The sequence below is a fragment of the Enterobacter adelaidei genome, from assembly GCF_041937165.1.
Classification (GTDB): Bacteria; Pseudomonadota; Gammaproteobacteria; order Enterobacterales; family Enterobacteriaceae; genus Enterobacter; species Enterobacter adelaidei.
Map to the genome: position 1 here is coordinate 1,801,685 of NZ_CP154353.1, position 17,866 is coordinate 1,819,550.

Consider the following 17,866-nt stretch of genomic DNA (forward strand, 5'->3'; position numbering starts at 1 on the left):
ACGGAAGCTCAGGAGCCTGGGTGCGAGATCCTCGCATTTTTCACATAACGGGTTAACTATCGTTCAATATGGGCTGCTGACGACCAAAAATCACTTCCATTCTGGCGCCGCCCAGTAAGCTATCACCGGTTTCGATGTCGCCATCGTACTGGTCGACAATCTCACGTGCCACAGATAATCCCACGCCCTGGCCGGGACGCAGTGTGTCGGCACGCTGGCCGCGATCGAACACCATTTCACGTTTATTAAGTGGAATACCCGGGCCGTCATCTTCAACAATAATGTGCAGTTCGTCCTCTGTCTGACGCGCCGACACTTCTACAAACTCCAGGCAGTATTTGCAGGCATTGTCGAGCAGGTTCCCCATCACTTCCATAAAATCATTTTTCTCGCCGACGAAGCTGATTTCCGGCGATATATCGAGGCTGATATTTACCCCTTTTCGCTGATAAACCTTGTTCAGAGCGGACGTGAGGTTATCCAGCAGTGGCGCTACAGGATGTAATTCGCGGCTTAATAACGCGCTACCCGAGCGCATACTGGCGCGATGCAGATAGTAGCCAATTTGCTGAGAGATACGGCTGATTTGTTCAAGCATCACCGGTTCAGCATCATCGACGCTGAGTTTTGAACTGCGCATTGAACGCAATGTGCTCTGCATTACCGCAAGCGGTGTCTTGAGGCTGTGCGTCAGGTCGGTAAGTGTGGTGCGGTATTTGTCATAGCGTTCGCGCTCGCTTTTCAGCAGGCGGTTGAGGTTCCGCACAAGGCTTGTCAGTTCACGCGTGGTTGCAGGGTTGAGCTTTTCACGGTGGTGTTCTTCCAGTTCGCGAACCTCTTTCGCCAGTGATTCGATGGGGCGCAAGCTCCACCACGCCGCCACCCACAGCAGTGGGATCACCAGCAGCAGATTCGCGGCCAGAACATAGATGAACCAGCTCCAGACCATATAAGAACGTTTCAGTTCCACTGGAATGGTGTCGATCACTACGATGGTCAACTGCGGCATGTTCAACGTCGCCGGATAAAGATTGATTGCAACTGAGTGAGTCATTTCCGTTTCGGCATCATCGGCGCGGATCTCATTCAGTTTCTGTTGCAGAGAGCGATCTTCACGAATCAGCGAGCTGGTGGTATTGAGATCGGCTTCAATTTCATGAAACCCGTTGGTTTTAAGCCACTCCGGACGAATGCTGTTGACCAGCCAGGGGATATCGCGCTGTGCCCAAAGCAATTTTCCCTTTTCGTTATAAATCAGGGCCAGCGTTGGACTCTGCTGGTTGAGGTTTTCCGGCATTTCAACGGTGATTTTGTTGTTTTCCCACTTTGCCAGGGTATAAAACAGATTACTTTCACCGCGCAACAGCCGGAAGGTCGTTTTATCGAAGCTGACGCTGTAGCCCACCAGCGCCACCATACCGTACGAAAGCGACAAGACCAGGACAACGGCGGCCGTTGCCAGTAAAAAACGAACCCGCAGCGAGAGGGGCAGTATGTGGCGCAAAATCCGTCTCATTTAGCGTAATTCGAACAGGTAGCCCTGACCACGGACGGTGGTAATCACATCCTGTGGATACTGCGCCTGAATTTTCTTACGCAAACGTCCCATTAGTACGTCAATGGTATGGCTCTCGCGCAGTTCAGCATCTGGATAAAGCTGGAGCATTAAAGAATCTTTGCTCACCACTTTGCCATTGTTACGGATCAGCGTTTCCATAATGGTGTATTCGAAGGCGGTTAGCTTGATCACTTCATCGTTGATGGCTAATTCCCGCCGGGAGAGATCAACCTGGAACGGAGGGATAGAAATGACCTGTGAGGCCAGCCCGCTGTTGCGGCGTAACAGCGCCTGCATGCGCGCCGCCACCTCTTCAATATGAAACGGCTTGGTGACGTAATCATCTGCACCCGCACTGAGCACTTCGACCTTGTCCTGCCAGCCTTCACGGGCAGTCAGAACCAGAACCGGGAGAGAAACATCATGGCTGCGCCAGCGACGAATTAACGACAAACCGTCTTCATCAGGTAACCCTAAATCGACGATGGCGATATCCGGCAGGTGTTCATTGAGATAATAATCGGCTTCTTTTGCATCTTCGGCATCGTCCACCTGATGTCCCATCTCCTGAAGCTGTACTTTCAGGTGATGGCGTAGCAATGCATTATCCTCAACAACCAATACGCGCATCATCTCTTCTCCCTAAATTAATGGTATGAATAGTTTAACGCTGATTATGTTGTTGTGGGGATAAACATTTAGTAAACCGGGGGAAAGCAACCCTCTTTCCGGGCGGAAAGAGGGTAGAGGGCTTTTACTTCAGTTCATCAACCATGGTGATGGCGCGACCAATGTAATTCGCCGGGGTCATCGCTTTCAGGCGGGTTTTCTCTTCTTCTGGCAATGCCAGACTGTCGATGAACTGTTTCATGCCTTCAGCGTCAACGCGTTTACCGCGAGTCAACTCTTTCAGTTTCTCGTACGGTTTTTCGATACCGTAACGACGCATCACGGTCTGGATTGGCTCAGCCAGAACTTCCCAGTTGTGATCCAGTTCGTCCAGCAGACGGTCACGGTTCACTTCCAGTTTGCTCACGCCTTTCAGGGTGGACTGGTAAGCAATCAGCGCGTAGCCAATGCCCACACCCAGGTTACGCAGAACGGTGGAGTCTGTCAGGTCGCGCTGCCAGCGGGAAACCGGCAGTTTGCTTGCCATATGTTGCAACACGGCGTTCGCCAGACCAAGGTTGCCTTCTGAGTTTTCGAAGTCGATTGGGTTCACTTTGTGAGGCATGGTAGAAGAACCAATTTCACCGGCGATGGTTTTCTGTTTGAAGTGGTTCAGCGCGATGTAGCCCCACACGTCACGATCGAAATCGATCAGAATGGTGTTGAAGCGGGCGATGCAGTCAAACAGTTCGGCGATGTAGTCATGCGGCTCAATCTGGGTAGTGTACGGGTTCCACTGAATACCCAAAGAGGTGACGAACTCTTCGCTGAACTGATGCCAGTCCACTTCCGGGTATGCGGCGATGTGGGCGTTATAGTTACCGACCGCACCGTTGATTTTACCCAGAATTTCAACCTGTTCCAGCTGACGATACTGGCGCTCCATACGATACGCGACGTTCGCCATCTCTTTACCCATCGTGGATGGGGTGGCTGGCTGGCCGTGGGTACGGGAGAGCAGCGGAATGTCGCGGTATTCCACGGACAGCGCTTTTACCGCGTCGATGATTTTACGCCAGTAAGGCAGTACCACATCTTTGCGTGCGGTAGAGAGCATCAGCGCGTGAGACAGGTTGTTGATATCTTCTGATGTGCAGGCGAAATGAATGAATTCAGATACGGCATGCAGAGCAGGCACAGCAGCCACTTTCTCTTTCAGGAAATACTCAACCGCTTTCACGTCATGGTTGGTGGTGCGCTCGATGGTTTTGATACGCGCGGCATCTTCTTCGTTGAAGTCAGCAACGATTTTATCAAGGTAATCGTTTGCCTGGGCGTCAAAAGCAGGAACTTCCTTGATTGCTGCCTGGGCGGCTAGCTTTTGCAGCCAGCGTACTTCAACCTGAACACGGAACTTCAGCAAACCATATTCGCTGAAGATCCCGCGCAGCGCGCTGACTTTATCGCCATAGCGTCCATCGACAGGGGATACGGCGGTCAGTGAGGATAATTCCATAATTCGCAACTCCGGGAGGTTAACAATGAGCAAGAATTTGTTTTGCCTGAGTAGTCAGGCGATTACGAGAAAACATTAACTGCAGGCGGCCGCCGCCAACCTGATGCCACAGCACAGCGGCGCGGATCCCGGCCAGCAGGGAGGCACGCACTTTTGCCTGGACCTGAGGGCTTTGCAGAACAGCAGGGGAACCGGTGACCTGAATACGCGGGCCAAGTGGGCTAATGACGTCAACATAAATGGCAGCCATGGCACTCAGCAGCGTTTCGGACTGCAGATCAAAATGGTCGAGCTGACGTTGCAACCCGGCAATGCGGTCACCAAGCGTATTGAGCGCACCTTTCGCTGCGCTCAGTTTACGCTCAAGCACCATCAGGCTTAACGTGTAGCGGGTCAACTCTGCGTTTAATCCCTGACGGCTACTGGCGTTCAGCACGCCAAGCAGGGTTTCAAGACCGAGACGAAGATTAGTTTCACTCCCACCGAAGACACCCAGGGTTGAGCCGGGGTTGAGGTCGATAACGCTGTTGAGTGAAACGTGCAGCGCATCAGCGTCGCAATGACCCTGATGCGCCAGCTGTTGCACCAGACGGGCAGACTGGCAAATTCCCGCCAGTGCCAGGGTGATGTCATAGTAGTTCTTCGCCACACGGTCTCCTTTATGTGTGCAATCGTGTTAAACAGCGGTCAGCGGCAGGCGCTGTTCAATGATCCCGCCACCCAGGCAGATTTCGCCGCTATAGAAAACAGCAGACTGACCCGGGGTGACAGCAGCAACAGGCTCGTCGAATCGCACGTCAATGCGATCGTCATCGAGCGCAGTAACAGTGCAAGGAATATCGGTCTGACGGTAGCGCGTTTTCACCGTGCAGCGCAGCGTGCCTTTCAGCGGTTCGCGATCGACCCAGTGCAGCTGTTGCGCGATCAGGCCAACGGACATCAGACGCGGGTGGTCGTGACCCTGAGCGACAACTAGAATATTGTTTTCGACATCTTTGTCGACCACGTACCACGGATCTTCGCTACCTTCTTTCGTCCCGCCGATACCCAGGCCTTTACGTTGGCCTAAGGTGTGGTACATCAGCCCCTGATGCTGGCCAATCTCTTCCCCGTCGACGGTAACAATTTTACCTGGCTGCGCAGGCAGGTAACGCCCCAGGAAATCGCGGAATTTGCGCTCGCCGATGAAGCAGATACCGGTAGAGTCTTTTTTCTTCGCGGTGATCAGGTCCAGCTCTTCGGCGATTTTACGCACCTGCGGCTTTTCCAGCTCGCCGACCGGGAACAGGCTCTGGGCGATTTGCTCGTGGCTCAGCGTATAGAGGAAGTAACTTTGATCTTTGTTACCGTCCAGGCCGCGCAGCAGCTGGCTTTTGCCATTCACATCGGCACGACGCACGTAGTGACCGGTCGCAATGAAGTCTGCGCCCAGATCTTCCGCCGCGAATTCCAGGAAGGCTTTAAATTTGATCTCTTTGTTGCACAGAATATCCGGGTTTGGCGTACGGCCTGCTTTGTACTCTTCCAGGAACAGTTCAAAAACGTTGTCCCAGTATTCTGCGGCAAAGTTAACGGTGTGCAGTTCAATGCCGAGCTTGTCGCATACGGCCTGCGCATCGGCGAGATCCGCAGCGGCAGTGCAGTATTCCTCGCCATCATCTTCCTCCCAGTTCTTCATGAACAGGCCCTCCACCTTATAGCCCTGTTGTTGTAACAGGTAGGCGGAAACGGAGGAATCGACACCGCCGGACATGCCGACGATTACTTTTTTCTGGCTGTTATCTGACATGGAATACTCACGACATTGAACTTCAAGGCGGCGTATTCTATCACGCCCCCCCACCATTGACACCCTCTGTAAACGGCCAGTTAAATTCTCCGATAACATCCAGCGGTAAGCGGCCAGAAGACTGCCAGCAGCGAATGCTTTCCGCAACCAGCGGCGAGCGCAGGTTTGGCGCGTTCAGGATCTCGTCAGCAGTGACCCACAGGCAGCGGTCGATATCATCATCCTGCGGCTCTGTGGCGCACATTTCGTTAAGCTCAACGGCGAATAAAAAGCGCAGGAACGGCGTGTGGTCAGGCGCTATCCACTGGTGCAGGCGGATGAAGTGCTGAGGTTCGGCATGGATCCCCGTCTCTTCCCACAGCTCGCGTTTTGCGGCCTGCAGCAGCGTTTCGTTTTCTTCGAGGTGTCCTGCGGGCTGGTTCCATAAGGCTTTGCCGCCAATCGTCTCCTCGACGACCAGGAATTTACCTTGCGCGTGAACGACACAGGCGACAGTGACATGAGGTTTGAACATAGTGACTCCTTAGGAGGTAGCGTCCCGCCATTCACCGTTAGCCAGGCTCTCCAGCGTGTAGTTGCCCATGGCGTAGCGAATCAGGCGCAGGGTAGGGAAGCCAACGTGTGCGGTCATGCGCCGAACCTGACGGTTTCGGCCTTCATAAAGGGTAATTTTGAGCCAGCTTGTCGGAATGGATTTGCGTTCGCGAATGGGCGGGTTACGCGGCCACAGCCACTCCGGTTCATTCACGCGTTCAATACCTGCCGGCAGAGTGGGACCGTCATTCAGCGTGACGCCGCTGCGTAATGTAGCCAGCGTCTCTTCATCCGGTTCACCTTCTACCTGTACGAAGTAAATTTTACCCGTGCGCTTCCCCGGCTGCGTGAGCTTCGCCTGTAGGGCGCCGTCGTTAGTTAAGACCATCAGGCCTTCGCTGTCACGGTCCAGACGCCCGGCAGCATAGACGCCCTGGACTGGAATGTAATCCTTAAGCGTGCTGCGCCCGGCTTCATCAGTGAATTGCGGCAAAACATCGTAGGGTTTATTGAACAAAATAACCCGCTTCGGCTGGCTTTCTTGCGGTCTTCTGGCGGCTTGTCGCGAGCTGAATCGCTCAACCCGGTGTTTTGTAAAAGAAGTTTTCTTCATGGTATTTTCAGGCTCTATCAATTGCCGCATTATAGCCTAATAACGAAGACCTTTCATGGCGTCGGACAATCAGGTACTATCGAAGGGCTCATTACAATTTATTAACATAAGATCAGTAACAACCAGAAGCGCTCGAAGGAGAGGTTAATGGAAAGCAAAGTAGTTGTTCCGGCGGAAGGTAAAAAGATCACCCTGCAAAACGGCAAGATTAACGTTCCTCACAATCCGATTATCCCGTTCATCGAAGGTGACGGTATCGGTGTAGACGTTACCCCGGCAATGCTGAAAGTGGTTGATGCCGCTGTTGAGAAAGCCTACAAAGGCGAGCGTAAAATTTCCTGGATGGAAATTTACACCGGTGAAAAATCTACTCAAGTTTATGGCCAGGACGTCTGGCTGCCAGCGGAGACGCTGGACCTGATCCGCGACTACCGCGTTGCTATTAAAGGCCCACTGACCACACCTGTCGGTGGCGGTATCCGTTCTCTGAACGTTGCACTGCGTCAGGAGCTGGACCTGTACGTGTGTCTGCGTCCGGTTCGTTACTACCAGGGCACCCCGAGCCCGGTTAAGCACCCTGAACTGACCGACATGGTTATCTTCCGCGAAAATGCAGAAGACATCTACGCAGGTATCGAATGGAAAGCTGACTCTGCAGACGCAGAAAAAGTGATTAAATTCCTGCGCGATGAGATGGGCGTGAAGAAAATTCGCTTCCCTGAACATTGCGGTATCGGTATCAAGCCGTGCTCCGAAGAAGGCACCAAGCGTCTGGTACGTGCGGCCATCGAGTACGCCATCACCAACGACCGTGACTCTGTGACCCTGGTTCACAAAGGCAACATCATGAAGTTCACCGAAGGCGCGTTCAAAGACTGGGGTTACCAGTTGGCGAAAGAAGAGTTCGGTGGTGAGCTGATCGACGGCGGCCCGTGGCAGAAAATCAAGAACCCGAACACTGGCAAAGAGATCATCATTAAAGATGTGATCGCCGATGCGTTCCTGCAGCAAATCCTGCTGCGTCCTGCTGAATACGACGTGATCGCCTGTATGAACCTGAACGGTGACTACATTTCTGATGCCCTGGCGGCACAGGTTGGCGGTATCGGTATTGCCCCGGGCGCGAACATCGGTGACGAGTGCGCCCTGTTCGAAGCGACCCACGGTACTGCACCAAAATATGCAGGCCAGGACAAAGTGAACCCAGGTTCTATCATCCTGTCCGCAGAAATGATGCTGCGTCATATGGAGTGGTTCGAAGCCGCAGACCTGATCGTCAAAGGAATGGAAGGCGCGATTAACGCGAAAACCGTTACCTATGACTTCGAACGTCTGATGGAAGGCGCTAAGCTGCTGAAATGTTCAGAGTTTGGCGACGCGATTATCGCGAACATGTAATCCAGATTCTGGGTTAAACAAGAGCGGGGGCCTGAGGGTTCCCGTTTTTTTTACCTCTGCCTGCAGGAGACAACACGATGTTAGCCACTGTCCTTATCGCTGTCGTTGCATTCATCCATCTCTACATTCTTGTGCTGGAAATGTTTCTGTGGAACACCGAAACAGGGCACAAGGCTTTTAATCTGCGTCCCGATTTTGCGCGCGACACCCGCGTGCTGGCCGCAAATCAGGGGCTGTATAACGGTTTTCTGGCGGCTGGTCTGCTCTGGAGCCTCTGGCTCGGTGAAAAGGGCGTTCATGTGGCCATCTTCTTCCTGACCTGCGTGCTGATCGCCGGGCTCTTTGGCGCAGCCACCGCCAGCCGAAAAATTTTGTATGTACAGGCCGTGCCCGCTCTCGCTGCGCTGCTTGCGTTACTCATCTGAAGCAATGCTTTGGTTGAGGTAAGGCGTCCGATATACTGATGGCTTTACCCTTACAGGTTAGCAACGAGATAGTTATGAATAACGATATCCCACTGAAATATTATGATATTGCCGATGAGTACGCGACGGAAGCCGCAGAGCAGGTCGCTGAATCAGAGCTCGATGCGCTGGCACATTATTTCCAGCTGCTGCTCACCCGTTTATCAAATAACGAGGAGATCAGCGAGGAAGCCCAGCAGGAGATGGCCACTGAGGCCGGGATCCGTGCTTCCCGCATTGATGATATTGCGAATTTCCTCAATCAGTGGGGGAATGAATAGTCTTCCTCAAAAGCCATTATGCTGATGCTTTGCTATGCAGCTCAGCATCACGCTATCAGACCACATGCATTTTTTACGCAGAATATGTGAAGCGGGGGCGTCGATAAACAACGCGAAAATAACGGTCAGACAGAAAAGTACCACTGGTAATAGTAAGGATAATTTCACGTTTTTAACCAAAATAAGAGTGTGCTTCAGGGTAATCTACCGTCTGATTGTTACAACTATATGTTTTTGGGCGAGGAATGAAAATGCCTGATCCGAAAAAACATGGGCACGCCAGACATCAGTGGCTACCGCGCGACTCCGACAAGTTTCTGCGCCAGCTCACTGCGGGTCAGTGATTTTGAGAAATACCATCCCTGAACCAGGGCATCGGGATATCTGTCGGCAATAAAACGATATTGTATTTCATTCTCTACCCCTTCAAAAACAAGGGATTTATTCAGTCGGGCAAGGGCATCACTAAAAATAACAAAGATGTTCTGCTTATAATGTTCACTGATGCCATCGACCAGCGATTTGTCGATTTTGATTTCATCATATTCCAGAAGTGACAGTCTGGCCAGATTTGAATTTTGCACACCAAAATCATCTATTGATACCTTTATGCCAAGAGATTTTAATTCCCGACAGAATTCTTCAAGAATATCTACAGTGGAAACGGCCTTTTCAGAGAGTTCGATTTTTATCAAGGAGAGTGGAATGCGATGAATTAAACACGCGCGACGTAAGATAGCAATGAATTGCCCGTCTTCGATTTCCGTTCGGCCAACGTTGAGTGAGACGACCAGTTGATGTTTTGTTGCAAGTGGTGCAATTTCTAAAAGGGATTTTTCGATAATATTAATGTAATATTTTCTATACAGGCCAATCTTCTTGATTAATGGAATAAAAAGCTCCGGGGAGACATCACCGTGTTTTTGATCGTGCCATCTCGACAGAACCTCAATGCCCACTATTTTTTTATCCTGAATTCGAATGATTGGCTGATATTTAACACTGATGGTATTGGTGATGACAGCCTTGACCAGCGTTCGTTCGAGAGAAAAACGGTCTTCATAAATGCGGAAGAAAAAGAACGTTATCGCTACCCAGATAAAATACAAAATGACCACAAGAAACGTAAACACAACGGGAGATAGCGAAGCAAGCCCTGCGTTGTGATGTTTCACAATGACGCATAAATCCCAGAAAGCGCTGCACTGCGTGAGGGTGATGGTAAACAATGTCGAATGCAGCAAGTCCTGTTGCTTAAACGCAGGGGGGGTCGAAAAGAATGTTCTGCCAAAGTCTTTGGTGGTTGCACTCAGAGAGTAACTCGCTGTAACCGGAGAGAATTTATCGTAAGCGTAGCGGGAGGTGAAGATAATAATGTTATGATAAATTGCCGCGTTACCGGTAAAAAACTCTTTTTTGTCAAACTGGGCCAGAAGAAAGCCCCTTGGGGTTTTATGCAGTTCTGCAGGAAGTGCAACAGGAGTAGCGAGTTTACCCCAAAAAGCAGTACAGACTATTTTTCCTTTCTCTATGAATCCGACATCACCAAAATAGAGGCTGTCGAGTTTTATTTGCCTGTAACTATCAAGACTGGTTTTATCACATCCCTGTGTAGTGATGCTTTTGAGAGCCAGTGCCACGTTTTGGGACAGGTCTTCTGAATATTGTAAAAGCGTATGGGAAATCTCAAGCTGTTTGCTCTTCTGCTGGCTAACGATAACCGCATTGACCGCATAAAGAGACAGAACGACCAGAAGCGTTGAAATGATAGCAACAGCAATGATCTTTTTCATTTTCCCGTTATCCTGTCTGCTCCCTCATTTTACAAATCCTAACACAGACAGGACCAGGCACAAGCCTGATAGTCACGCCCGTTGATCACATTCAGAACGATAACTCATGCAAAAGCATCAGTTTTTTAAGATAGCTTTTGACTAAGCTATTTTTAATGCTATATGCAACGCTGAGTTAAACATAGCGCCTTTTTCAGGAACCCTACTTGTTTTTCTGGTAAGGAAAAATCATGCGCAACCTTATGATGCCCATCCTCTGCGCTTTATTTCTCTTTCTGAGTGGCATGTTAATTATTAACTGGCAGTTATGGCATATGGCTACACTCAGTTACACCCAGACCGCCGCCGCAAGCACTCAAAAAATAGATAATATTCTTGCTGAAGCTGTCAGTGCCGCCAATACCGCTAAGCATGTTGCTGCACAGGGATGTACCCGTGACGGACAGCTGGAGCTGGGGACAGAAGCCGCACTGAAACCGCATCTGCGTGCCGTGATGATCCAGCAGCAAGGCCAAATCATTTGTACCTCACTGCCGGGAAATGGCGTATTAATTGTTCGTCCTCAAACGTTACCCAACGAAACATTGATGCTGTTACCGGGTAATCGACTGGTGAATGGTATTCCGGTTCTCATTTTCCAGATGCCGATCGCGGATGGGCGCGTGATTGTCAGCGTAAGTGACGCACATTTGCGGGATGTGATTGCAAGCGCAACAAATAGCGCTGACATGGCGTTGGTTGTAGGTGAAAGAATGCTTGCGCGCACCGGTGATGTGAGGGACTGGAAAGCCGCCTCATGGGCAGGGGCGTTAACGGCATCGGCGCATTTCCCGTTTAGCGTGGTCTGGCAGCCACCCGCTTTTTTCAGTCTGACGCGATTACTGCAACAAGGATGGAGCCTGATACTGCTCATTCTCGCATTGTCCGTTACGGTTGGATTTTTGATCCGTCGTTACAAGGGGAAAAGCTCCTCATTTGAAGACGATCTGCGGAAAGCCATTTTGCACGGAGAGATCGTTCCTTATTATCAGCCGATCGTCAATGGTGATACCGGTGGGCTGTACGGTGTTGAGGTATTAGCAAGATGGAAGCATCCAAAATCGGGTTTTATCCCGCCGGATGTTTTCATTCCGATTGCGGAACGGAGCGGTTTGATTATTCCTCTGACCAAAGGGTTAATGGCGAAGGTGGTCAACCAGCTAAAGCCGCTTCTGCCTAAGCTACCAGACGGGTTTCACATCGGGGTTAACATCAGCGCCAGACATATCAATGCACCTTCTTTCATTGGTGACTGTCGTGTCTTCGGAAAGGGGTTTCAGGGGAAAGAAGTTAAACTGGTCCTCGAGGTAACGGAGCGTGAACCGTTGATCGATAATCCTCATCTTGTGGAAAATCTCAACACGCTACATAACGCTGGCTTTGTCATTGCACTGGATGATTTTGGGACGGGCTATTCAGGGCTTTCGTGCCTTAATGCACTGGCTATTGATTATATTAAAATTGATAAGAGCTTTGTAAACCGGGTCTCTGAGGAGAAGGATTCAACGATTCTGCTGGACTGCGTCATTGATCTGGCTAAAAAACTGTCATTGCGCATTGTGGCTGAAGGCGTAGAAACGAGGGAGCAACTGGAGTATCTCAACCGTAATGAGATTACCCTTTTGCAGGGATACTATTTTGGTAAGCCCGTCTCCTATATTGACTTTATTAAAGTCATTTTATCTAAGCCCAGGGAGACTATGAGTTTGTAAAATGCAATTAAGGCCAGCTTCTGTTGTATGCTTAAGTGCAATTCATTTTCCTCTTATCCTGAGCTTTGTTACAGTGACAAGAGTTGTCAGCCAGGGATGTCAGGCGTGATAAGGTGGAAAAGCTCGTGCATGTAAAAAATACTTTCTACACAACAACCATTACCGTCATCATTGTCTCATTGATCATCTCGCTTTCGCTTGCTGTCCAAATTAGCACATCCAGACAGCAGTCAATCCAGCAAATTAATACCAGCGTTGCCAACCTGAGTCATACCCTGGATGTGTATACTGAGGGGATCATGCGCCAAAGCGAAATGCTGATTACGACGGTTTCCGACATAATCGAAATTTATGGCATGACCCCACAACAGGCGACCAATATCCAGCGGATGATAAGCAACCAGGATAATCTCCTTACCCAGATTAATAATGTGGCTGTTTACGATGTCCGGGGCGAACTCTTTACCGCATTGCACGAAACTTTTTCTGGCCCCCGGAAAGGAGTGGACAGGGCTTTTTTTATCTACCACAAGAATAATAAGAGTCAGCAGATTTTTATTGGTGAGCCTGTGGTAAGCAGAACTAATGGTAAATGGGTTATCACCATTAGCCGACGCCTTGAAACCCATACCGGAGCGTTTAATGGTGTCGTCGTTGTGACACTGGGCATCGAAAACTTTCTGGCGCTCTACGGGCAGATTAATATTGGTCATTCTGGCGTCATTGGCTTAACGACACAGTCAGGCGTCTTGCTGGTCCGTTATCCCTTTAAAAATAACTATATTGGCGCGATTGTCTCTGATTCGCCTCTCTTCAGAAAATATCTCAAGGTACAAAATACCGGGATCGCCAGTTCTATTTCCCGGTTTGATAAAATCGAACGCATTTATGCCTATGAGAAAAACACACGTTACGGACTGGTCACCACGGTGGCCGTCAGCACCGATGAAGCACTCTCTCCCTGGCGCAAGCAGGCTATTCAGCTTGCCGTTCTTATTTTCGTTTTTACCGTAATACTCATTGTGGCGTCGTATTTCCTGTATTCGGATTTATCACGAAAAACCAGAGATAACAAAGAGCTGAAGATTATTGCCTCTGAAGATGCGCTGACGGGCCTTTTCAACCGCCGCAGTTTTGATGAAAAAATACTCTCGGAAATTGCGGGTTGCATAGCGCGCGGTGCGCCGATTTCGGTGCTGATCGTGGATGTGGATTACTTCAAAAAATACAATGATAACTATGGCCATCCTGAAGGGGATCGTTGCCTGGCTCTAATGGGAGACACTCTCAGGAAAAGTCTTACCCGTGATAACCAGATTGTGGCGCGGTATGGCGGGGAGGAGTTTGCGCTGATCTTACCTGATGCAGATATCCAGGAGGCGCGGCGTATTGCTCAGACGATTATTCGCAATGTCTTCTCTTTACAAATTGAACATGCTTTTAGTCCTTTTGGGCGGGTAACGGTAAGCGTAGGGGTCTCCACTGCACGTGCTGTAGAAATAGCCGGTAGCCAGCAGAGTATTATCATTGCTGCAGACCAGGCGCTTTATCAGGCAAAACGCGCCGGCCGTAACCAGTACGCTTTTGTTGGGGTATGAGCAGAAAAAAAAGCCCACTCAAGAGTGGGCAAGAAATACTGGAAGCAATGTGAGCAATGTCGTACTGAATACTTGAGTCTTTTACTCAACTACTCAGTGTTGAGAAAGATAATCTTTCTCAACAAAAGATGCAACCCCACAATTTATGTGAAACGCTCTTTTTTGTTGGTGAATAAACAGACGCTCTCTCACTGTGATGCTTATCACAAATTTTCTTTCTCTGATCCTGTGCTATTCTTTTTGTGTCGTTGATTTAATGACAAAAACCATACAGAGAGGAAAGTTATGGGAATTTTATCCTGGATTATCTTTGGGCTTATTGCGGGTATTCTGGCGAAGTGGATCATGCCGGGCAAAGATGGCGGTGGGTTTATTGTTACCGTAATACTGGGGATTGTCGGCGCGGTCGTCGGCGGCTGGATCAGTACGCTGTTCGGTTTTGGCAAGGTCGATGGCTTTAACTTCGGCAGCTTTGTCGTTGCAGTGATTGGTGCGCTGGTTGTTCTGTTTGTCTACAGAAAAATCAAAAGCTAAATCTGAACGCGTTGAAAAAGGCTGCCAGAGGGCAGCCTTTTTTACGTAGCGGGTTTACCACCAGCCGAGCTGTGTACCGGCAAAAGCCCCAATGGCAACGATCAACATAATGAGGGTTGTTTTTCTCATTTATGCCCCTGGTGCCGCGTAACCACCGACAAAAAACCACGCCAGAAAAACCACAGCCGTTATAAAAATAACGACCGGGAAGAGGATCCCTATTCTCATATCATCACCTGTTTCGGTTTCTATAACGCCGTAGAGTGTACGGGGTTAATCCATAGTGAGAAAGCGTGTTTTGCTTTTTCCTTTCTTATCCTGATACATCGCGATATCAGCGGCGTGTAACGCACTGTCCGGATCGGTTACGTCAGGATCAACTTCGATAACGCCAATGCTGGCTCCCGGGTAAATGATATGGACACTGCCCAACCAGTATTCACCCGCAATGCAGGCGCTGAGGCGTGTTTTTAGCAGGCTTATCTGCGTGCTATCACCTTCATTGCCCGTTTTGCTCAGAGAAGCCACCAGGAACTCATCGCCGCCCAACCGGCCAATGATATCGTCCTGCTGTTTTTCTTCCGTCAAACGCTTGCCCACTTCAACCAGGAACTGGTCGCCAGCTTCATGCCCGTAACGATCGTTAATCAGTTTGAAATCATTCAGGTCAATAAACGCGATGATGGCATTACGTTTAAGGTGTCGCGCCAGAGAAAACAGGGTCGTCAGATCCTCAAAAATGGCTCGACGGTTGGGTAAGCGGGTAAGGGCATCGGTATAAGAGTGCGCGATGAGCGCGGCATTGGCTTCCCGAAGCTGGGCCACCAGAGACTCTTTCTGAATGTACTGGGCAATCAACCCGGCGAACAATTTCAGAACCTGTTCGCCGCGCTCGCTGAGCGGTTTCTTTGCCGTGCTGGTGGCGCAGAGCGTTCCGTAAAGTGAACCATCAGCAAGATGAACAGGAATACTCATGTAGGTGGTAATGCCAAGCGCTTTCGCAGCCTCGCAATCAGGCCAACGTTCAGGAACATCATTGCTGAATAGCGTGTTGCTATCCAGTGCGCGCTTACACAGTGTTTCATCCCATGGAACACTCAGTCCCTCCGGGATCTCCATCTGCTTGCTGTTGCGAGCATAGAGAATATTCTGCAGTCGTGCTTTGATATCGACCTTCGTCAGATAGGTCGACTCCATATCGGTCACAATTTCCAGCATCTCCAGCAGTTGACGAACGAGACTTTCAAGGGATTGTTCAGTGGCGAGGGTTTCTGAAACACGGGCAAGGATGATATCCGACATGACGTAGAATGACTCCCATGCAGAAGGCGTCTGCATCTGCATGTTATGCTGAATTTTTAGACTTCTGGCATAGTAAAACATGAATACAGAAAATTTAATATATGAAGGGGGAGAGGCGCAGGCGAAAAAAAGCCCCGTTGTTGAGACCGGGGCAAAGACATCTTGATTACGGAATGATGTTCTCTGGTCATGTTGAGAACACGCCACACTATAGCGTTGAAAAGTGCAGTTAAAATGGAGAAACCATGGAGAAAGCGCGAGTGACCCGTTACCCTTACACTATTGATGATGTCAAAAGGATCAATAAGATGAGATTTCTGCTTCTGGCGCTGGCGTTCCCCCTGGTTGCCTGCACCACAAAAACAACACCACCTGATGCCCCGAAACCACCACACGTTGTCGGTATGGCAAACCCGGCCTCCGTTTATTGTCTGGAGAAAGGCGGGGAACAGATCCCGGTTCAAAGCCCACAGGGTGTCCGCACGGAGTGCAAGTTACCGGGTGGCGAAGTGATCGATGAATGGACACTTTATCGTCGCGATCATCCGCAACCCACCAGGTGACAATGACATATTGACTGCGATACACTTCTCTTTAGGATTATTCTTAGCCAGTTTCTGGCCACCTTTACCGTGAGATAAGTATGTTTCAGCTTAAACCGGGCAGCATGGCGATGATCATCGGTGCCCGCACAGCCTCTGGCCGTCGCAATATTGGTAAATCCGTTGAATTGTTTGGTCTTTGCCAGCCCGGCTTGCGTTTCTTTAACCCGGTCAATGGTGTTATGACGGAACTGCCCGCGACGGCGGATCGCGCGCTATGGCTGGTAACGGGAGATGTCTACGCCTTTGACAATCAGCACGGCTTTGCATTTGTTCGCCCTGAACACCTGATGCCGCTTACCCCGGATGAAACACCGCAAACCCTTGATGAACTGACGATTGGCTGATCACAGCTGGCGCAGCCAGTCGGCTAATATCAGGGCATGATTTTGTGCCTTGTTTTTCGCCCCGTAGAGCAGGGTGACGGTCTGCTTTTTAGCCCGCGCCGCCAGGCGCATCCCTTCGTCCTTATGCTGCGCCAGCTCTTCACGATAGGCCTGGCTGAAGGCATCGAAATCAATGGCTTCGCCGTGGAAGGCCTTGCGTAATTCACTTGAAGGCGTGAGCGTTTTACACCATTCATCATACGCGAGGTCCGTTTTTTTAACCCCGCGCGGCCAGAGCCTGTCCACCAGAACACGATAGCCATCGTCCGGACTTGCCTGCTCATAGACCCGTTTACATTGAATCATATTTCCTCCCTCCTAATTTAAGGTATTGTGATAATTGCAGAAGATCGGTAGTCTGAGGTTCCTTATGTTATCTGATAATTCCCTGGCATAAGGAACCTTTCATGGAACACCTCCCGGTTAAAACGACGCTGCGCATTGCGCTGGTTGGCGATTACAATCCTGATGTTATTGCACATCAGGCGATTCCGCTGGCCATTGACGACGCCGCCGCAGTCCTCGATCTCACCGCCGATTACGACTGGCTTGCCACGACCGAACTGACCAGTCCTGAATATCTGGTAGGGTACGATGCCATCTGGCTGGTTCCTGCAAGCCCCTATAAAAACACGGAAGCTGCCTTTATCGCGGCACGCTACGCCCGTGAAAACAGCATTCCGTTCCTCGGTACCTGCGGTGGGTTCCAGCATGCGTTGATTGAGTATGCCCGTAACGTATTGGGCTGGAGCGATGCGGCACATGCCGAAACGGATACCGAAGGCACCATGGTGATTGCACCTTTGGCCTGTTCGCTGGTGGAAAAAACCGATGCCATTGAGCTGCGTAATAACACGCTGATCGCGAAAGCCTATGGTAAGCCGGAAATTGAAGAGGGCTATCATTGTAACTATGGCGTATCGCCGGCGTTTGCACAGGCGCTTGAAAACGGTGATATGCGCGTGACTGGCTGGGATGAGCAGGGTGAGATCCGCGCTGCAGAGTTGGTTACCCACCCCTTCTTTGTGATCACCTTATTCCAGCATGAGCGTGCGGCACTGGAAGGTCGCCCGGTGGTACTGGTACAGGCGATGCTGCGCGCGGCGCGCGGCTAAAAAAGCAGGCCCGACGGCCCGCC

The 17,866-nt window shown here is 50.3% G+C and carries 20 protein-coding genes; 9 read left to right on the forward strand and 11 right to left on the reverse strand.

Annotation, left to right across the window (positions count from 1 at the left end):
- Positions 1-52 precede the first annotated feature (52 nt).
- From phoQ to rluE, 7 genes are all read right to left on the reverse strand, one after another.
- Positions 53-1,516 (reverse strand): two-component system sensor histidine kinase PhoQ, encoded by a 1,464-nt coding sequence (gene phoQ / locus AAHF05_RS08805; protein WP_129324481.1) that lies wholly within the window; start codon positions 1,514-1,516, stop codon positions 53-55.
- Entirely contained in the window at positions 1,517-2,188 is a 672-nt protein-coding gene (gene phoP, locus AAHF05_RS08810; protein ID WP_028019015.1) for a two-component system response regulator PhoP, read from the reverse strand.
- 124 nt (positions 2,189-2,312) lie between these two features.
- A complete protein-coding gene (purB, locus tag AAHF05_RS08815; RefSeq protein WP_028019014.1) occupies positions 2,313-3,683 on the reverse strand; it encodes an adenylosuccinate lyase in 1,371 nt (456 codons plus the stop codon).
- Between the two features lie 19 nt (positions 3,684-3,702).
- Positions 3,703-4,332, reverse strand: a complete 630-nt coding sequence (gene hflD / locus AAHF05_RS08820; protein ID WP_028019013.1) for a high frequency lysogenization protein HflD — start codon at positions 4,330-4,332, stop codon at positions 3,703-3,705.
- Positions 4,333-4,359: 27 nt separating this feature from the next.
- Entirely contained in the window at positions 4,360-5,472 is a 1,113-nt protein-coding gene (gene mnmA / locus AAHF05_RS08825; protein ID WP_128348826.1) for a tRNA 2-thiouridine(34) synthase MnmA, read from the reverse strand.
- A gap of 40 nt (positions 5,473-5,512) precedes the next feature.
- Positions 5,513-5,986 carry an NUDIX hydrolase gene (locus AAHF05_RS08830; RefSeq protein ID WP_049007863.1) on the reverse strand — a complete coding sequence of 158 codons (474 nt, stop codon included), beginning with the start codon at positions 5,984-5,986 and terminating at the stop codon, positions 5,513-5,515.
- 9 nt (positions 5,987-5,995) lie between these two features.
- Positions 5,996-6,649 (reverse strand): 23S rRNA pseudouridine(2457) synthase RluE, encoded by a 654-nt coding sequence (gene rluE / locus AAHF05_RS08835; protein ID WP_049007862.1) that lies wholly within the window; start codon positions 6,647-6,649, stop codon positions 5,996-5,998.
- Between the two features lie 117 nt (positions 6,650-6,766).
- Here rluE and icd point away from each other — a divergent pair, with 117 nt between their 5' ends.
- The 3 genes from icd to AAHF05_RS08850 all read left to right on the forward strand — a co-directional run bounded on the left by icd (position 6,767) and on the right by AAHF05_RS08850 (position 8,762).
- On the forward strand, positions 6,767-8,017 hold the full coding sequence (gene icd / locus AAHF05_RS08840; RefSeq protein ID WP_129324482.1) for an NADP-dependent isocitrate dehydrogenase: 1,251 nt from the start codon (positions 6,767-6,769) through the stop codon (positions 8,015-8,017).
- A gap of 77 nt (positions 8,018-8,094) precedes the next feature.
- A complete protein-coding gene (locus AAHF05_RS08845; RefSeq protein ID WP_129324483.1) occupies positions 8,095-8,442 on the forward strand; it encodes a DUF1304 domain-containing protein in 348 nt (115 codons plus the stop codon).
- Between the two features lie 74 nt (positions 8,443-8,516).
- Complete coding sequence (locus AAHF05_RS08850; protein WP_028019007.1) at positions 8,517-8,762, forward strand: DUF2543 family protein; 246 nt, start codon at positions 8,517-8,519, stop codon at positions 8,760-8,762.
- Positions 8,763-9,055: 293 nt separating this feature from the next.
- On the opposite strand, the gene AAHF05_RS08855 is transcribed toward AAHF05_RS08850, so the two are convergent.
- A complete protein-coding gene (locus tag AAHF05_RS08855) occupies positions 9,056-10,555 on the reverse strand; it encodes a cyclic diguanylate phosphodiesterase (RefSeq protein ID WP_129324484.1) in 1,500 nt (499 codons plus the stop codon).
- 230 nt (positions 10,556-10,785) lie between these two features.
- Between AAHF05_RS08855 and AAHF05_RS08860 the strand changes: the two genes are divergently transcribed.
- From AAHF05_RS08860 to AAHF05_RS08870, 3 genes are all read left to right on the forward strand, one after another.
- On the forward strand, positions 10,786-12,306 hold the full coding sequence (locus tag AAHF05_RS08860; protein ID WP_129324485.1) for a cyclic diguanylate phosphodiesterase: 1,521 nt from the start codon (positions 10,786-10,788) through the stop codon (positions 12,304-12,306).
- Positions 12,307-12,419: 113 nt separating this feature from the next.
- Positions 12,420-13,904: a diguanylate cyclase gene (locus AAHF05_RS08865; protein WP_374936453.1), complete on the forward strand. Its 1,485-nt coding sequence runs from the start codon at positions 12,420-12,422 to the stop codon at positions 13,902-13,904.
- A 285-nt stretch (positions 13,905-14,189) separates the two neighbouring features.
- Positions 14,190-14,438: a GlsB/YeaQ/YmgE family stress response membrane protein gene (locus AAHF05_RS08870; RefSeq protein ID WP_028019003.1), complete on the forward strand. Its 249-nt coding sequence runs from the start codon at positions 14,190-14,192 to the stop codon at positions 14,436-14,438.
- A 129-nt stretch (positions 14,439-14,567) separates the two neighbouring features.
- Here the strand turns inward: AAHF05_RS08870 and AAHF05_RS08875 are convergent, their stop codons facing one another.
- Complete coding sequence (locus AAHF05_RS08875) at positions 14,568-14,666, reverse strand: YoaK family small membrane protein (RefSeq protein ID WP_014883431.1); 99 nt, start codon at positions 14,664-14,666, stop codon at positions 14,568-14,570.
- 45 nt (positions 14,667-14,711) lie between these two features.
- Entirely contained in the window at positions 14,712-15,740 is a 1,029-nt protein-coding gene (locus tag AAHF05_RS08880; RefSeq protein ID WP_129324555.1) for a sensor domain-containing diguanylate cyclase, read from the reverse strand.
- A gap of 308 nt (positions 15,741-16,048) precedes the next feature.
- Between AAHF05_RS08880 and AAHF05_RS08885 the strand changes: the two genes are divergently transcribed.
- Both AAHF05_RS08885 and AAHF05_RS08890 read left to right on the forward strand, forming a co-directional pair.
- Entirely contained in the window at positions 16,049-16,303 is a 255-nt protein-coding gene (locus AAHF05_RS08885; RefSeq protein WP_129324486.1) for a DUF333 domain-containing protein, read from the forward strand.
- Positions 16,304-16,383: 80 nt separating this feature from the next.
- Positions 16,384-16,689 carry a hypothetical protein gene (locus AAHF05_RS08890; protein WP_129324487.1) on the forward strand — a complete coding sequence of 102 codons (306 nt, stop codon included), beginning with the start codon at positions 16,384-16,386 and terminating at the stop codon, positions 16,687-16,689.
- Here AAHF05_RS08890 and AAHF05_RS08895 read toward each other — a convergent pair whose 3' ends face one another.
- Complete coding sequence (locus AAHF05_RS08895; protein WP_129324488.1) at positions 16,690-17,034, reverse strand: DUF488 domain-containing protein; 345 nt, start codon at positions 17,032-17,034, stop codon at positions 16,690-16,692.
- Between the two features lie 101 nt (positions 17,035-17,135).
- On the opposite strand from AAHF05_RS08895, the gene AAHF05_RS08900 reads away from it, so the two are divergent.
- Positions 17,136-17,843, forward strand: a complete 708-nt coding sequence (locus AAHF05_RS08900; RefSeq protein WP_129324489.1) for a CTP synthase — start codon at positions 17,136-17,138, stop codon at positions 17,841-17,843.
- Positions 17,844-17,866 lie beyond the last annotated feature (23 nt).

Bases quoted from the DNA above. Each gene is read 5' to 3' on its own strand.
- phoQ (WP_129324481.1), bottom strand. From the start codon at position 1,516: ATGAGACGGATTTTGCGCCACATACTGCCCCTCTCGCTGCGGGTTCGT.
- phoP (WP_028019015.1), bottom strand. From the start codon at position 2,188: ATGCGCGTATTGGTTGTTGAGGATAATGCATTGCTACGCCATCACCTG.
- purB (WP_028019014.1), bottom strand. From the start codon at position 3,683: ATGGAATTATCCTCACTGACCGCCGTATCCCCTGTCGATGGACGCTAT.
- mnmA (WP_128348826.1), bottom strand. From the start codon at position 5,472: ATGTCAGATAACAGCCAGAAAAAAGTAATCGTCGGCATGTCCGGCGGT.
- AAHF05_RS08830 (WP_049007863.1), bottom strand. From the start codon at position 5,986: ATGTTCAAACCTCATGTCACTGTCGCCTGTGTCGTTCACGCGCAAGGT.
- rluE (WP_049007862.1), bottom strand. From the start codon at position 6,649: ATGCGGCAATTGATAGAGCCTGAAAATACCATGAAGAAAACTTCTTTT.
- icd (WP_129324482.1), top strand. From the start codon at position 6,767: ATGGAAAGCAAAGTAGTTGTTCCGGCGGAAGGTAAAAAGATCACCCTG.
- AAHF05_RS08845 (WP_129324483.1), top strand. From the start codon at position 8,095: ATGTTAGCCACTGTCCTTATCGCTGTCGTTGCATTCATCCATCTCTAC.
- AAHF05_RS08850 (WP_028019007.1), top strand. From the start codon at position 8,517: ATGAATAACGATATCCCACTGAAATATTATGATATTGCCGATGAGTAC.
- AAHF05_RS08855 (WP_129324484.1), bottom strand. From the start codon at position 10,555: ATGAAAAAGATCATTGCTGTTGCTATCATTTCAACGCTTCTGGTCGTT.
- AAHF05_RS08860 (WP_129324485.1), top strand. From the start codon at position 10,786: ATGCGCAACCTTATGATGCCCATCCTCTGCGCTTTATTTCTCTTTCTG.
- AAHF05_RS08870 (WP_028019003.1), top strand. From the start codon at position 14,190: ATGGGAATTTTATCCTGGATTATCTTTGGGCTTATTGCGGGTATTCTG.
- AAHF05_RS08875 (WP_014883431.1), bottom strand. From the start codon at position 14,666: ATGAGAATAGGGATCCTCTTCCCGGTCGTTATTTTTATAACGGCTGTG.
- AAHF05_RS08880 (WP_129324555.1), bottom strand. From the start codon at position 15,740: ATGTCGGATATCATCCTTGCCCGTGTTTCAGAAACCCTCGCCACTGAA.
- AAHF05_RS08885 (WP_129324486.1), top strand. From the start codon at position 16,049: ATGAGATTTCTGCTTCTGGCGCTGGCGTTCCCCCTGGTTGCCTGCACC.
- AAHF05_RS08890 (WP_129324487.1), top strand. From the start codon at position 16,384: ATGTTTCAGCTTAAACCGGGCAGCATGGCGATGATCATCGGTGCCCGC.
- AAHF05_RS08895 (WP_129324488.1), bottom strand. From the start codon at position 17,034: ATGATTCAATGTAAACGGGTCTATGAGCAGGCAAGTCCGGACGATGGC.
- AAHF05_RS08900 (WP_129324489.1), top strand. From the start codon at position 17,136: ATGGAACACCTCCCGGTTAAAACGACGCTGCGCATTGCGCTGGTTGGC.